The sequence below is a fragment of the Catalinimonas locisalis genome (genome assembly GCF_038039535.1).
GTDB lineage: Bacteria > Bacteroidota > Bacteroidia > Cytophagales > Cyclobacteriaceae > Catalinimonas.
Genome location: NZ_JBBPHP010000009.1, coordinates 127,590 through 141,323, shown reverse-complemented (window position 1 = coordinate 141,323; position 13,734 = coordinate 127,590). Strand labels below are relative to the sequence as shown.

At 42.8% G+C, this 13,734-nt stretch carries 11 protein-coding genes; 7 read left to right on the top strand and 4 right to left on the bottom strand.

Translation table 11 applies throughout. From position 1 onward, the window contains the following. The first annotated feature begins 107 nt into the window (after positions 1 to 107). The 4 genes from secA to WJR50_RS14030 all read left to right on the top strand — a co-directional run bounded on the left by secA (position 108) and on the right by WJR50_RS14030 (position 5,740). On the top strand, positions 108 to 3,473 hold the full coding sequence (gene secA / locus WJR50_RS14045) for a preprotein translocase subunit SecA (protein ID WP_341293926.1): 3,366 nt from the start codon (positions 108 to 110) through the stop codon (positions 3,471 to 3,473). Further along, entirely contained in the window at positions 3,466 to 4,305 is an 840-nt protein-coding gene (locus WJR50_RS14040) for an alpha/beta hydrolase family protein (RefSeq protein WP_341293925.1), read from the top strand. Before secA ends, WJR50_RS14040 begins: the two co-directional genes overlap by 8 nt. Before the next feature lie 65 nt (positions 4,306 to 4,370). Further along, on the top strand, positions 4,371 to 5,222 hold the full coding sequence (locus WJR50_RS14035) for a DNA/RNA non-specific endonuclease (RefSeq protein ID WP_341293924.1): 852 nt from the start codon (positions 4,371 to 4,373) through the stop codon (positions 5,220 to 5,222). Then, positions 5,207 to 5,740, top strand: a complete 534-nt coding sequence (locus WJR50_RS14030; RefSeq protein ID WP_341293923.1) for a L,D-transpeptidase family protein — start codon at positions 5,207 to 5,209, stop codon at positions 5,738 to 5,740. The genes WJR50_RS14035 and WJR50_RS14030 overlap by 16 nt, the downstream gene beginning before the upstream one ends. A gap of 11 nt (positions 5,741 to 5,751) precedes the next feature. Here the strand turns inward: WJR50_RS14030 and WJR50_RS14025 are convergent, their stop codons facing one another. Both WJR50_RS14025 and WJR50_RS14020 read right to left on the bottom strand, forming a co-directional pair. Further along, the gene (locus WJR50_RS14025) at positions 5,752 to 6,339 is read right to left on the bottom strand and encodes a DUF2459 domain-containing protein (protein ID WP_341293922.1); all 588 of its coding nucleotides are present in this window, start codon (positions 6,337 to 6,339) and stop codon (positions 5,752 to 5,754) included. Positions 6,340 to 6,500: 161 nt separating this feature from the next. Beyond that, positions 6,501 to 7,673: an FG-GAP repeat domain-containing protein gene (locus tag WJR50_RS14020; protein WP_341293921.1), complete on the bottom strand. Its 1,173-nt coding sequence runs from the start codon at positions 7,671 to 7,673 to the stop codon at positions 6,501 to 6,503. Between the two features lie 240 nt (positions 7,674 to 7,913). Between WJR50_RS14020 and WJR50_RS14015 the strand changes: the two genes are divergently transcribed. The 3 genes from WJR50_RS14015 to WJR50_RS14005 all read left to right on the top strand — a co-directional run bounded on the left by WJR50_RS14015 (position 7,914) and on the right by WJR50_RS14005 (position 12,112). After that, positions 7,914 to 8,102, top strand: a complete 189-nt coding sequence (locus WJR50_RS14015; protein ID WP_341293920.1) for a hypothetical protein — start codon at positions 7,914 to 7,916, stop codon at positions 8,100 to 8,102. A gap of 150 nt (positions 8,103 to 8,252) precedes the next feature. Then, positions 8,253 to 11,399 carry a PVC-type heme-binding CxxCH protein gene (locus WJR50_RS14010; protein ID WP_341293919.1) on the top strand — a complete coding sequence of 1,049 codons (3,147 nt, stop codon included), beginning with the start codon at positions 8,253 to 8,255 and terminating at the stop codon, positions 11,397 to 11,399. Positions 11,400 to 11,566: 167 nt separating this feature from the next. Further along, complete coding sequence (locus WJR50_RS14005; RefSeq protein WP_341293918.1) at positions 11,567 to 12,112, top strand: DUF3124 domain-containing protein; 546 nt, start codon at positions 11,567 to 11,569, stop codon at positions 12,110 to 12,112. On the opposite strand, the gene WJR50_RS14000 is transcribed toward WJR50_RS14005, so the two are convergent. Together WJR50_RS14000 and WJR50_RS13995 are read right to left on the bottom strand one after the other, a co-directional pair. Then, positions 12,107 to 13,309 carry a potassium/proton antiporter gene (locus tag WJR50_RS14000; protein WP_341293917.1) on the bottom strand — a complete coding sequence of 401 codons (1,203 nt, stop codon included), beginning with the start codon at positions 13,307 to 13,309 and terminating at the stop codon, positions 12,107 to 12,109. The two genes, WJR50_RS14005 and WJR50_RS14000, sit on opposite strands and share 6 nt — an antisense overlap. A gap of 96 nt (positions 13,310 to 13,405) precedes the next feature. Then, on the bottom strand, positions 13,406 to 13,684 hold the full coding sequence (locus WJR50_RS13995; RefSeq protein WP_341293916.1) for a hypothetical protein: 279 nt from the start codon (positions 13,682 to 13,684) through the stop codon (positions 13,406 to 13,408). Positions 13,685 to 13,734 lie beyond the last annotated feature (50 nt).

Below are 13,734 nucleotides of genomic sequence, written 5' to 3'. Positions count from 1 at the left end.
TGGTTTTTTTACATATTAGTGCTTTTGTACATGCTACTCAAACGATCAGCTATTGTGTACATACATTATTTTCAGGAATTCAATAGAGATATAAATATTCAATCAATATGCTAAATAAATTATTGGCAAAACTATTCGGCAGTAAATCAGACAAAGACATTAAAGAGGTCATGCCGATGGTTGAGGAGATCAAAGCCGAATATGATAAGCTGCAAAGCATAAGTGATGACGAACTGAGGGGCAAAACTTTTGAAGTAAAAGCAGTGATAGATGGTGAACTGGAAAGTATTGATCAGCAGCTAAAAGAACTTCATGATAGTGTTGAGCAAAACCCCAAGATGGACATCAACGAAAAAGAGAGAGTTTTTGCACAGATTGATAAGTTAGAAGAAGATCGGAATACAGTGCTGGAAGAAGTACTCCTCAAAGTCCTTCCTAAGGCATTTGCGATCATGCGAGAAACAGCCCGCCGTTTCAAGGAAAATGGAAAGATGGAGGTATCAGCTACGCTTTTTGATAAGCAGATGGCTGCCAAACATGAGCACATAAGCATAGAAGGTGAAAAGTCAGTCTGGAGCAATGAATGGCTGGCCGCCGGACAGAAAATTAAATGGGATATGCTGCATTATGACGTGCAGCTCATAGGAGGTATCGTTTTACACCAGGGTAAGATTGCTGAGATGGCTACTGGTGAAGGTAAAACGTTGGTGGCTACCTTGCCAGCCTTTCTGAATGCCCTTGCCAAGCGTGGCGTCCATGTGATTACGGTCAACGATTATCTGGCCAAAAGAGATGCTGAGTGGATGGCTCCCCTCTTCCAGTTTCATCAGATGACTGTGGATTGTATTGACAAATATCAACCCAACTCTGATGCGCGTCGTGATGCTTATGCCGCAGACATCACTTATGGTACAAACAACGAATTTGGTTTTGATTACCTTCGCGATAATATGGCCCGTGATATGGGTGATTTGGTACAGCGTAAGCATCATTTTGCAATGGTGGATGAGGTTGACTCCGTACTGGTAGATGAAGCCCGTACGCCATTGATCATCTCAGGACCCGTACCCAAAGGTGATGAGCATGAATTTTATGAGTTGAAGCCTCGCATTTCCCGCCTTTATGAAGCACAGAAAAAGTTAGTAAATGAATTGCTTCAGGATGCTAAAAAGAAAATTAAGGAAGGCAATACCCAGGAAGGCGGACTTTCACTTTTTCGTGCGCATCGCGGTCTGCCCAAGTATAAGCCTTTGATTCGTTTCCTCAGCGAAACAGGTAACAAGCAGATCATGCAAAAGACGGAGAATTTTTATCTGCAGGATAACTCTCGTAACATGCCTGAGGCTGATGCTCCACTCTACTTTACCATTGAAGAAAAGAACAACAATATTGACCTGACCGAAAAAGGGATTGACCTGATTACGCAGACGGGTGAAGATCCACAGTTTTTTATCATGCCGGATATTGGTACTGCCATCGCTGATTTGGAGAAAGATGAAGAAATGAGTGATGAGGATAAGGTCCAGAAGAAAGATGAGCTGATCAAAGACTATGCGGTCAAGTCGCAGCGTATCCACACTGTCAATCAATTGTTAAAGGCTTATGCACTTTTTGAGATTGACCAGGAATACATTATTGCTGATGGTAAAATTAAGATTGTAGATGAGCAGACCGGTCGTGTGATGGAAGGGCGCCGTTATTCGGATGGATTGCACCAGGCTATTGAGGCTAAAGAAAACGTAAAAGTAGAAGAAGCCACCCAGACCTATGCCACCATTACATTGCAGAACTACTTCCGCATGTACCACAAACTGGCCGGTATGACAGGTACGGCAGAGACAGAAGCCGGAGAGTTTTGGGAAATCTATAAACTGGATGTAGTAGTAATCCCTACCAATCGTCCAATTGTACGGGATGACCGTCAGGACCTGGTTTTCAAAACTATGCGGGAGAAGTTTAATGCGGTAGTGGAGGAAATCAATGAACTTACTGAAAAAGGACGACCGGTACTGGTAGGTACCACCTCAGTGGAAATTTCAGAGATTTTGAGCCGCATGCTCAAGATGAGAAATGTGAAACATAATGTGCTGAATGCTAAGCAACACCAGCGTGAGGCTGAAATTGTAGCCGAAGCAGGGCAATCCGGAACGGTGACCATTGCTACCAACATGGCAGGTCGTGGTACGGATATTAAGCTTTCGCCAGAATCAAAACAAGCAGGTGGTTTGGCTATTATTGGTACTGAGCGCCATGAATCTCGTCGTGTAGACCGTCAGCTTAGAGGTCGTTCCGGACGTCAGGGTGACCCGGGTTCATCACAGTTTTTTGTGTCTCTGGAAGACAATCTGATGCGTCTTTTCGGTTCAGATCGTATTGCCAAACTGATGGACCGCATGGGGCTGGAAGAAGGAGAAGTGATTCAGCATTCTATGGTAACCAGTTCTATAGAAAGAGCGCAGAAGAAAGTAGAGGAAAACAACTTTGCCATTCGTAAGCGCTTGCTGGAATATGACAACGTCATGAACCAGCAGCGTGAGGTAATCTATGAGCGTCGTAAAAACGCGCTACAGGGAGAAAGGCTTTCCATGGATATCATGACCATGCTGTACGATACCTGCGAAGATATCGTTCTGGGAACCAAAGGAGTAAGTAATTATGAGAGCTTTAAGCTGACGGTATTGGGTACACTGGCTATTGATTACCCTATAGAACAAGCTGAATTTGATCAGATTTCTGAAAATAAACTGACAGAAAATCTGTACCAATATGCTTATGAGCAATATGGTAAAAAGAACGAACACGTTGCTCAGAAGTCACTGCCGGTACTTAAAAATATCAAAGAGACCCGTGGTGCTACCGTAGAGAATATTCTGGTGCCGTTTACCAATGGCAAGATGCAGCTAGGGGTATCTGCTAATCTTCAGAAAGTCATTGATACTGAAGGTGAAGCTATGATACAGGCGATGGAAAAAGCCATCACGCTGGCGATTATTGACCAGAACTGGAAAGAACACCTTCGTGAGATGGATGACCTGAAGCAATCCGTTCAGAATGCGGTATACGAGCAGAAAGATCCGCTTCTCATTTATAAGTTTGAATCTTTTGAACTGTTTAAGCGGTTTATCGCCAAAGTCAATGAAGAAACCGTTTCCTTTTTGATGAAAGCTGATATCCCCGTACAAAGTTCTGACCAGGTCAGAGAAGCTCGCTCAATACGACAGCGGGAAAAACTGAAGGAAACCAAAGAAGAGGTCAATTCATCACTTGACAGAAGTAGTGCAGCCAACGCAGCAGCAGCTCAGAGAAACCGCCCGCCTGTTGAACCTGTACAGCCTGCTAAAACTGCAAAAGTAGCGGGTAGGAACGACAGGGTCAACGTTCAGTATAGTGATGGAAGTATCAAGAAAAATGTTAAGTTTAAAACTGTAGAAGATGATCTCAAAAATAATCGTTGTGTAATCGTGGATGATTAACATCAAAAAACTACCTAATCTTAGTATAGGTTTGCTCCTGCTCTTTTGCCTGGGTTGTACCTATGTACAACAGGCAGAGCAGTCAGTAACTGAAATTAACATTCAGGGAGAGCCTGGCAATTTTCATGGTTTTCGCATGTACGCTTTTGAGTTTCAGGGGCGACAAAGCAGAATTGTAGTGCCAAAGCGACCTGCGAAGGATAACCCCTGGATATGGCGCGCCCGCTTTTTTGGTCATCGGCCAGAAGTGGATATGGAGCTTTTGTCAAGAGGGTTTTATGTAGCTTACATTGATGTGTCTGGCTTGTATGGCAGCCCGCAGGCGGTAGAAATTTGGAATAACTTTTACAAATACGTTACACAGGAATATGACTTTTCCTCTAAAGTTGTACTGGAAGGTATGAGTAGAGGAGGTTTAATTGTATTCAACTGGGCCGCTGAAAACACTGACAAAGTTTCCTGCATTTATGCTGATGCTCCGGTTTGCGATATCAAAAGCTGGCCGGGAGGTAAAATGAGCGGCCGTGGCAGTGAAGAGGATTGGAAACAGTGCCTTGAGGCATATGGCTTGAGTGAAGAAGAGGCACTTAACTTTCAGCACAATCCTATAGATCATATTGAGCCCATTGTTGAAGCGGATATTCCACTATTTATGGTTTCGGGCAATCAGGATAAGGTCGTACCGTACGAAGAAAACGGTGCCCTGATTGTAAAAGCATATGAAGAAGGTAAAGGGAAGGTAAAGGTAGTAATGAAAGATGGAGTTGGACATGTGCACGGATTGGATGATGCCCGCCCTATCGTTAATTTTATTCTGAAACATCACCGTTAAACTTGCAGCTTGCCTATTTTTGCCTAATCTTTGATGGGTTTATCTAAAAAAACAGTAAACGATTAATGGCAAAAAAATCTACCCAATATCTTATACTGACAATCGTCATCGTTGCAGTTTTTATCATTGTATTATTGCTGCTTAAAAACCAGCAAAATCAATCTGGCTCAGCAGAAACTCAGCTTCCAAAAAGAGAACAAAACAACCAAAACCAACCTCCACTCTCAGGAACGTCCAAAACACTGGATTATCTGCCGAATTCTGATAACCAACAAATCATCCGCCATCAGTATTTTACGCTTTCCTATGTGGAGAAACATGAACAGGCGGAATGGGTGGCATATGAACTTACCGGAATAGAAGTAGAAGGGATAGAAGAACGGACTGATGATTTTCGGGAAGATCCTATGGTTTCTACAGGCTCTGCTAGTTTAGAAGATTATTATCGTTCAGGATACGACAGAGGGCATTTGGCTCCAGCAGGGGACATGAAGTTTTCAGAAGAAGCCATGAGCGAAAGCTTCTACATGTCCAATATGAGTCCTCAGGAACCAGAATTTAACCGTGGTATCTGGCGAATTCTGGAAGAACAGGTACGTGACTGGGCATTAGAAAATGGTAAGCTATATGTGGTGACGGGTCCGGTTTTTAACCAAAGGTCCAGAAGGATAGGAGAGAACAGAGTGAGCATCCCTAAAGCTTATTACAAAGTGCTCTTAGACTATACAGAGCCGGAAATCAAGGCCATAGGTTTTTTGCTGCCCAATGAAGGTTCTGAAAAAGATATTTATTCCTTTGCAGTTCCTATTGACAGTATAGAAAAGGTAACTAACATTGATTTCTTTCCTGCCTTGCCCGATCAGGAAGAAGTGCTCTTGGAGAGCGATGTGAATGTGTCTGAATGGATAGCCGACTAGTCACAGTGGTTCGTGTTTTAGCCGTATTCAGTAGTATTTTTCTGGCAGTATTCGCTTATGCGCTCCTTCCCACTCGCCGCTTAGCTCAAAAAGTATTAGCCGAACGATTGGTAGTGTATAAAAGCAAACGACAGCTTCAACTTTGGTCAAATGGGAAGCTGATCAAAACTTATAAAATAGCACTGGGCAGACAGCCGGTAGGAGCGAAAAGAAGGGAAGGAGATATGCGAACCCCGGAAGGCACTTACTATATTTATGATAAAAATCCACAAAGCGTTTTTTATCTCAATTTAGGAATTTCGTATCCCAATGCCGAAGATCAGACTTTTGCGGTAGCAGGTGGTTTTGCTCATGGTAGTGCGATCAAAATTCACGGACTTAGAAATGGAAATGGCTGGAGAGGTCGTTTTCACCGTCATCGTGACTGGACAGCTGGCTGTATAGCGGTTACTAATGCTGAGATGGATGAACTCTATCGTACTGTGCCTCTCAATACATCAATTGAAATCTATCCTTAAAATAATTTGTCTTACTGTTCATCGGAATAGACCAAACTTCCTTCCTTTTTCATCCTTTTGATTAATGACTTTTGGGATTGATACCAAATGGGATTGAGGTCAAAACCCGCTTGTTTTAAAGCACGGGCAGTCCACACATTAGAATTTTTGGGAAAATAATAAGACTTATCGCCCAGAAAAAAGTGACTGTTTCGGTACAACCCTTCTTTGAGAGGAATAAACTTGGCAGAATCACTTAGTTGAAATTCTGTCCGCAGAAACTCACAGAGAGAGGAGTAATCTGCCTGAGAAATTTGCAGCGACACTGTTTCATTAGCATAATACTGTAAATTAGAGAGCTGACGCAAACCAAGTACCTGAAGCGCACTCTTTGTAGGCCAGAGTATCGCTTTTGCGCCATACCAGAGACTGAAACCAGGATTTTGATAAAAATCTTTATCTCCCCAGCCAATTTGAATATGCTCATATTCACTGAAATCATGCTTTTCTGGCCACAAGGAGTCAGCGATGCAAGAAGATGGAATTACCAATCCACTATGCCAGCCCTGACTAACTACATAAATTTGCTGGCTTACATCTTTTTTCGCATCCTTACTCACATTTTTGTTGCTACTGCAACTAAAACAGGTCAGAACAATACTTGTAAAAAAAGTAAAATGAAATTGAACAGGCTTTAGCACTTCAAAAAATTTGGTTTACAGCCTATAAACAATAGATGAAGCAGGATTGATCAGATAAATTCACGGTAACTTAAGCCAGCTTAGTTATTCACTTTACTATTCCAGTAAATTTTAAGATTCTTGGTGCTTCTACCCGCAGCGATAATATCCAGATCACCGTCATCATCTAAGTCTGCCACTTTCAGGTCTTCGCAAGCCATTCCGTTATCATCTATAAAGTAATGCATCCATGATTCACCACTATTATCCATTGGAACAAAGATTTTGATACCCACTTTGCCCTTCTTATTGGGTTCACGCCAGCCCACGATAATCTGGTCTCTACCCATCCCCAACACATCAGCGGCTGCAAGAGCGTGTCCCTGCTGTAGATCATCATACAAAACGGTTTTATCCATATAATTTTCTCCGCTGTATAACATCAGGTTCGTGCCATGCATAGGTTCTATCGTAGTGATGAAAGAAAGCTCGTTTAGTTTGCCCGTACTGATTTCTCCAGCAGCATGGTCTAGTTCAGGCATTTCATGAATCTGCCATTCGTTGCCTATGTATCCATATTTTTTCACACCTTCTTTTCCTGCTACCATGAAAGAAGCTGCATTAGGATTCTGATCATCTACAATGAAATTATGCGTCAAATGCATACTACTGTCTACCGTGGCTACTGCCCATTCGGAGTTCGGATCACTGGGAACATCATAAGTCATTACTTTTACGCCAGCACCTTTTCCTCCTTTGTTTCCCCGGCCATGCAGAGGGAGTACAACGAGCTTGTAATCATTCTCACCAGTACGAATCCAGCGCATACGGTGAACTGTAGGTTCATGATGTAGCTGTACCGGAGTCCATTTGTTTTCAGGATTTTCTGGTCTTATCAAGTAATGCACAGAGCCGGAAGCTTCGGTATCACTAGTTTCACCGGGATTCCATTGAGCTCCAACCGCTACTTCTACCTTGCCATCCTGATTAATGTCACGTACTGCCAGGCAAACATTATCCCTTTCGGTAAGCTCATCTACCATGACAAAACGCTTCCAGTCACCATTTCTGTACCATACAAACTGCTCTTTATCGGCCAGTATGATGTCTAAAGTGCCATCACCATCTACATCTCCTATCTCCAATCCGTAACCAATATCAATTTCATCTATGGTTTCTTCCACGAAAGGTGAAGAAAGTACTTGTGCGAAAACTGACGAAAATGAAAAAAATAGTAGCAAAAAAATAGGTGGGATTGCGTTGAGGATATTCATAATAGAAGATTTATATAATTATTGCATGAACAAAGGTAAGGATAAAGTCTAGCATTAGCCGATTTCTCATTGAATATTTCATCTCTTGCAAATGTAGGCTTCAGCATATATACGACTCAATCAGCAGTATATTCTGCAACTTTCAGGATTAGCTAACCTTTTCTTGACTGCTTTAGCGCCATGTGTTAATATTATTCTGATAATTAATAGTATTAATTGTTTAACCATAAAGTAATAAGGATGAAAAATTCTACTAATTTCATGAACGATGCTTTTGACCAGGAATACAACGAGTTTGATCAGGATTTTGAGACCGGCTTTGATGATTTCCTGCTTGAGCAGTTAGAAGAAGTTGATGCTGAAGGTCTGGACTTTTCTGATCTGGATGACTTAGAAGACGATGATGATAATTTTGACGGTGTCTTCTGAGTAACAAGACGGTTTTTTGGCACAGGCCGGTAGTAGAGGATAATTATTCCTGGTGCTACCGGCTTTTTTGTGTCTTCTTATCAGCAAATTAACAGCTATTTATTATCTTAATGGCTTAAGACAATTCCTAAAATTAAACTACTTAATCTTATGCAACTTTATCAAGCTGATAATGATAAAGGCCAAATTTTTGAATATTTGCTATGGCCGCTCATGTGTGCTATGGTATTAATGACGGCTTGTGGTGGTTCTGGTGGAGAGACAGAGCAGATTGCTTATGATTCATTGAGCGAAGAACAAAAACGGGATGCCAAATATGCTCTGGCTGGCTTAGATGTGGCAGATGACTTACAGGCTACCCTCTTTGCCTCTGAACCTATGATGGTAAATCCTACCAATATGGACATTGACGCTCAGGGCAGAGTGTGGGTTTGTGAGGGTTATAATTATCGCCCCCGCCTCAACCCTAACAATCCTACTAAAAAGGAAGGTGACCGTATCCTGATTTTAGAAGATACGGATGGTGATGGAAAAGCTGATAATAGCAAAGTGTTCTATCAGGGTAATGATATCAATGCTGCGCTGGGTATCTGGGTAATGGGCAACAAAGCTATCGTCTCCTGCAGTCCTAATGTTTTCCTTTTTACCGATACCGATGGCGATGACAAAGCCGACAAAAAAGAAGTCTTATTTAGCGGATTGCAGGGTGAGCAGCATGACCACGCTATCCATGCTTTCGTCTTTGGACCAGATGGCAAATTGTATTTCAACTTTGGTAATGCAGGTGAACAAGTGCTTGACAAAGACGGAAATCCGGTAACGGAGCAGAGTGGTATTGAAGTCAGTGCCAAAGGTCAGCCGTATCGCCAGGGAATGGTGTTCCGCTGCGATCCTGATGGAAGTAATTTTGAAGTGCTCGGCCATAATTTCCGTAATAATTACGAAGTGGCAGTAGACTCTTACGGCACCCTCTGGCAGTCTGACAATGATGATGATGGTAACAAAGGTGTACGCATTAACTATGTGATGGAATACGGCAACTATGGCTATACCGATGAGATGACTGGTGAAAACTGGCGTTCCTACCGTACGGGTATGGAAGAAGAAATTCCCAAACGTCACTGGCACCTCAATGACCCGGGTGTAGTGCCCAACCTTTTGCAAACCGGCGCTGGTTCCCCAACAGGAATTTTAGTGTATGAAGGTATTTTATTGCCGGAGCGTTTCCGTAACCAGATGATCCATTCCGATGCCGGGCCTAATGTAGTAAGGGCTTATCCGGTAGAGAAAAACGGTGCAGGCTACTCAGCCAGTATTGATGATATTGTAAAAGGTAAAGACCAGTGGTTCCGTCCTTCCGATGTGTGTATCGCGCCTGACGGTTCCCTATTCATTGCCGACTGGTATGATCCTGGAGTAGGTGGCCACCAAATGGGTGATCAGCAGAGAGGGAGAGTTTACAGAATCACACCTAAAGCTGAGGAAGAAGGTTTTTTTCAAGGTCTGTTTGGAAGCAAAGCAAAAGCTTATGATGTAGGTAAACCTGATCTATCAACTCCTGAAAAAGCAGTTGAGGCACTGAAAAATCCCAATCTTTCACGTCGCTATCTAGCCTGGACCAAACTTCATGAATGGGGTACAGAAGCAGAGAGCGCATTGCAGGAAATGGCTTCTTCAGAAAATGACCGCTATCGTGCCCGTGCCCTGTGGCTGTTATCCAAAATTGAAAGTAAAGGTGAGCAGTATGTACAGGAGGCTTTACAGGATGAAAATCCTGACATCCGTATTGCGGGTCTCCGCATGGCGCGTCAGCTGGATATGGACATAATGCCTATCCTCAAGCAGATGGCCACTGACGATACCCCCGAAGTAAGGAGAGAAGTTGCCATTGCCCTACGTTATATGGAAGGAACTGAAGCGGATAATCTCTGGGCAGACTTAGCAATGAAACATGATGGTAAAGACCGCTGGTATCTGGAGGCCCTCGGCATTGGCGCAGACCTGCAAGCCGATCAGCGTTTTCAGGCCTGGATGAATAAAGTAGGAGAGGACTGGAATGATGCCGCCGGGCAGGACATCATCTGGAGAGTACGTTCTAGCGAAGCTATCCCATTGCTGGCAGAATTGATCAATAGTTCTGAGGCCAATACCTATACTGACCGTCTGCGCTACTTCCGGGCTTTTGACTTCCAGACTGATCCTAAGAAGGAGGAAGTACTGGCAAATTTGGCGGTACAGCAACATCCTAATCAGGAAGCTATCACCATGCTGGCGCTGAATCATATCTCTACCGATAAAGTACAGCGCTCTCCCCGCCTGAAGAGCGCACTGAAGCAGTCGCTTACCAGTATAGAAGGCACTCAGGAATATATAGAATTGATTAAGCGCTATGATCTGAAAGAGTACAACGAAAATCTTCTTGCTCTGGCTTTAAATAAGCCGGAAGAAAATATTGGAGCTGAATCTGCGAAGTTACTGTTGAACATGGGTGGTCAAAATGCAATGGAAGGTGTACTGCGAAAAGGTACTGAAGAAGAAAAGGACGCGATGATTGCGGTACTGCGCAGGGTAGATAACCGCCAGTCTCACGATATGTTGCTGGATATCATCAGAAGCCGTCAGCAGCCTTTAGAAGTACGTGAAGAGGCCATTATGGCTTTTGCTGGAAGCTGGGGTGGAGAGAACAGACTTTTAGATGCAGTCAAAAACGGAGACATTCACTCTGAACTTGATTCGGTTACGGCGCTGGTACTTTCCCGTGCCTCACGCAATTCTATATACGAAGAAGCCGCTGCCCTGATGGATTTGCCGGGATCTTCTTCCGAAGGTGATTTGCCTCCAATCAAAGAGTTAGTAGCTCTTAGTGGTAATGCTGAAACGGGTGCCACTGTATTTGCGCGTTCCTGTCAGAACTGTCATGTGGTGGATGGAAAAGGGGTAGACTATGGTCCCGGACTTTCAGAAATTGGTAATAAACTCACTAAAGACGCATTGTATAAATCCATACTCAATCCTAGTGAGGGTATCAGCTTTGGTTATGAAGGCTATACGGTGAAGTTGAACGATGGCAGTACAGTAACCGGATATATTCTAAGCAGAAATGAAGATGAGCTTCAATTGCGAGCCTACGGTGGTCTGACTAATACTTATACCATGGATCAGGTAGCATCAGTAGAAGAAATGGAACAATCACTGATGTTTGATAACCTGGAGCGCTCCATGACACAGCAGGAATTAGTAGATCTGGTAGAATATCTGACTACTCTTAAAGGAGAGGCTGCTGTAAGCATGAAATAAAGTATGAATTAAATTGTAGTGTTTCAAATCCTCCATCCGGCTATGCTGGGGGAGGATTTTGGTTTTGATCAGTTTCAACCAATAGCTTAGAATTTGAATATCTTTATTTTTTTAATATGCAATAGTACTCTTCTTGACTTTATAATAGAGCCATAGAAATCCTGACCATGAAAATAAGTTTCTTAAGTTTTTTCTCATTGTACTTGCTGCTCCTGGCTTGCTCGTCACCTGAACAGGAATCCTCTGCCAAACCTGATTCAAAGCTTCCCAGCCAGCGTTATCAGTATGTGGATGTGATTGTTGCAGCAATGCCATACCAGGAAAAGATTTATGTACCGATTTATTCTGAAATCTACCATAGCAGTGGTGATCGCCGCTTCCTGCTTACCGCTACGCTCAGCATCCGAAACATCAGTATGTCAGATTCAATATATGTAAGCACTGTGGATTATTATGATTCAGAAGGGGTAAAGAACCGTACTTATCTTGAGCGTCCGATTCGCTTGGGGCCACTGGCTTCGGTGGAATTCGTCATTGAAGATGATGAAGATAAAGGGGGAGCTGGTGCTAACTTTATCGTAGATTGGGGGGCAAGTGAAAATTTACGTCCCGTAATTCAGGCAGTGATGATCGGTACATCTTCCCAACAAGGAATTTCCTTTACTACAGATGGAGTGCTCATGGAAAAGAAAGAGCAAAGTCCTCAATTATGAGCCTGAATTTTTATTAGTTCCGGATTGTGTAAGTTGGGCAATAGGCTTCACTGTAGTCCCTTGTAATAGGATGGATGTGATAACCACGATAAAAGAAATATTAAATATCTCCTGTGCGACCTCAATCTGCTCTACTAAAGGTACCAGTGCAAAAACAATAGGCGTAGCTCCTCTCAAACCTACCCAGGAGACGAAACTCTTCTGCTTCCAGTGCATATCTCTGAAAAAGCTGAGCGAGAGAAATACGCCTACTGGTCTGGCTACAAGAATAAGGACTATGGAAAGTAAAAGACCTTCCCAGAATACATCCATGATCTCAAAGATATATACCTGCAAGCCCAGAATCAGAAAAAGGGTAGTTTCCATAAGCCAGGAAAAGCCTTCAAAAAAGAAAATACTGATAGGCTTATTGGTCCAGTGCGCCTGACTAAAGAGAAGTCCTGCAATGTATACTGCCAGAAATGGACTGCCCCCCAGCAATGAGTTTACCGCATATAGCAGTAATACCAGGGAAAGTAGTACTACTGGGGTTTGCCCTTTTTTAAGCTTGCTGTGCCTTATGAGATAGTTGCCTAACCTTCCACCTAAAACACCGGTCAGCAGTCCAATTGACATAGACATAAGAAAATTCAGGCTTAGTTGTATAAAGCCAGTATCTGGCTGGACAAGCAATAAAGAAAAACTAATGGTCAGGAAGTAGGCCATGGGATCGTTGGTTCCTGATTCCAGTTCCAGAATTTCAGCCAGATTATTTTTAAGCTTAAGCCCGGTGCTTTCCAGTATCGAAAACACCGCGGCAGCATCAGTTGACGAAACGATGGCCCCCAGCAGCAATGCTGCCAGAAAAGGCCAGTCAAAAATTAGGTATACAAACAGGCCAAGGATTAAGCTTGTAGATAATACTCCTATGGTAGCCAATGACAAACCTTTACCCAGAATTTGGCGAAGCCCTTTCCAGTTAGAATTTAACCCGCCTGTAAAGATGATGAAGCAAAGTGCTACCTCACTGAGATGAAGGGTTAGCTCAGGAAAATTATAGTTAAAATCGTACTTACCTCCGTTCCCCAGGACAATTCCAATTCCTAAAGTAGCTAACAATGAAGAAACGCCCAGTCGGGCAGCAAACCGACTGGCCAGAACACTCAAAAGAATCAGCAGGCTGGTTAGCAGCAATATATATCTATAGTCCAGAAACATAAGGCGGGAAAATTAGCCTTATTTCCGGGAAAAAACCTAAGACTGATGTGTTGAATTAATTCCAATTAAAGAAAAGCTACTAATAAAAACCTAAATTCAGGAAGCTTGATGAGAAAGATGTACTTGTTTCTGCTGCTCTGAATTTGTGAATAGTAAGTGGCTTGCGATGATAGTTAGACGCACAAAATTTAAGATCACCATCATAACGACCACATATTCGGTAGTAAGCACTTTATCTGAAGGTTGAGCAGCCCATAAGTTCAGCTTCAGCCAAGAAGGGGGCAAAAGAAATGTGAGTACGCCATAAATCAACAAAGCTATGGTCATTTGTAGCCATAATTCTTTGGTAGTGATTGCTAAAAATTTGTTTCTCATCTTCAATAATTTTAAAGATGAATTTACCTCCCATATATTATTTCAATATT

Excerpts from the sequence above, each read along its gene's own strand:
- secA (WP_341293926.1), top strand. The coding sequence starts at position 108 with ATGCTAAATAAATTATTGGCAAAACTATTCGGCAGTAAATCAGACAAA.
- WJR50_RS14040 (WP_341293925.1), top strand. The coding sequence starts at position 3,466 with ATGATTAACATCAAAAAACTACCTAATCTTAGTATAGGTTTGCTCCTG.
- WJR50_RS14035 (WP_341293924.1), top strand. The coding sequence starts at position 4,371 with ATGGCAAAAAAATCTACCCAATATCTTATACTGACAATCGTCATCGTT.
- WJR50_RS14030 (WP_341293923.1), top strand. The coding sequence starts at position 5,207 with ATGGATAGCCGACTAGTCACAGTGGTTCGTGTTTTAGCCGTATTCAGT.
- WJR50_RS14020 (WP_341293921.1), bottom strand. The coding sequence starts at position 7,673 with ATGAATATCCTCAACGCAATCCCACCTATTTTTTTGCTACTATTTTTT.
- WJR50_RS14015 (WP_341293920.1), top strand. The coding sequence starts at position 7,914 with ATGAAAAATTCTACTAATTTCATGAACGATGCTTTTGACCAGGAATAC.
- WJR50_RS14010 (WP_341293919.1), top strand. The coding sequence starts at position 8,253 with ATGCAACTTTATCAAGCTGATAATGATAAAGGCCAAATTTTTGAATAT.
- WJR50_RS14005 (WP_341293918.1), top strand. The coding sequence starts at position 11,567 with ATGAAAATAAGTTTCTTAAGTTTTTTCTCATTGTACTTGCTGCTCCTG.
- WJR50_RS14000 (WP_341293917.1), bottom strand. The coding sequence starts at position 13,309 with ATGTTTCTGGACTATAGATATATATTGCTGCTAACCAGCCTGCTGATT.
- WJR50_RS13995 (WP_341293916.1), bottom strand. The coding sequence starts at position 13,684 with ATGAGAAACAAATTTTTAGCAATCACTACCAAAGAATTATGGCTACAA.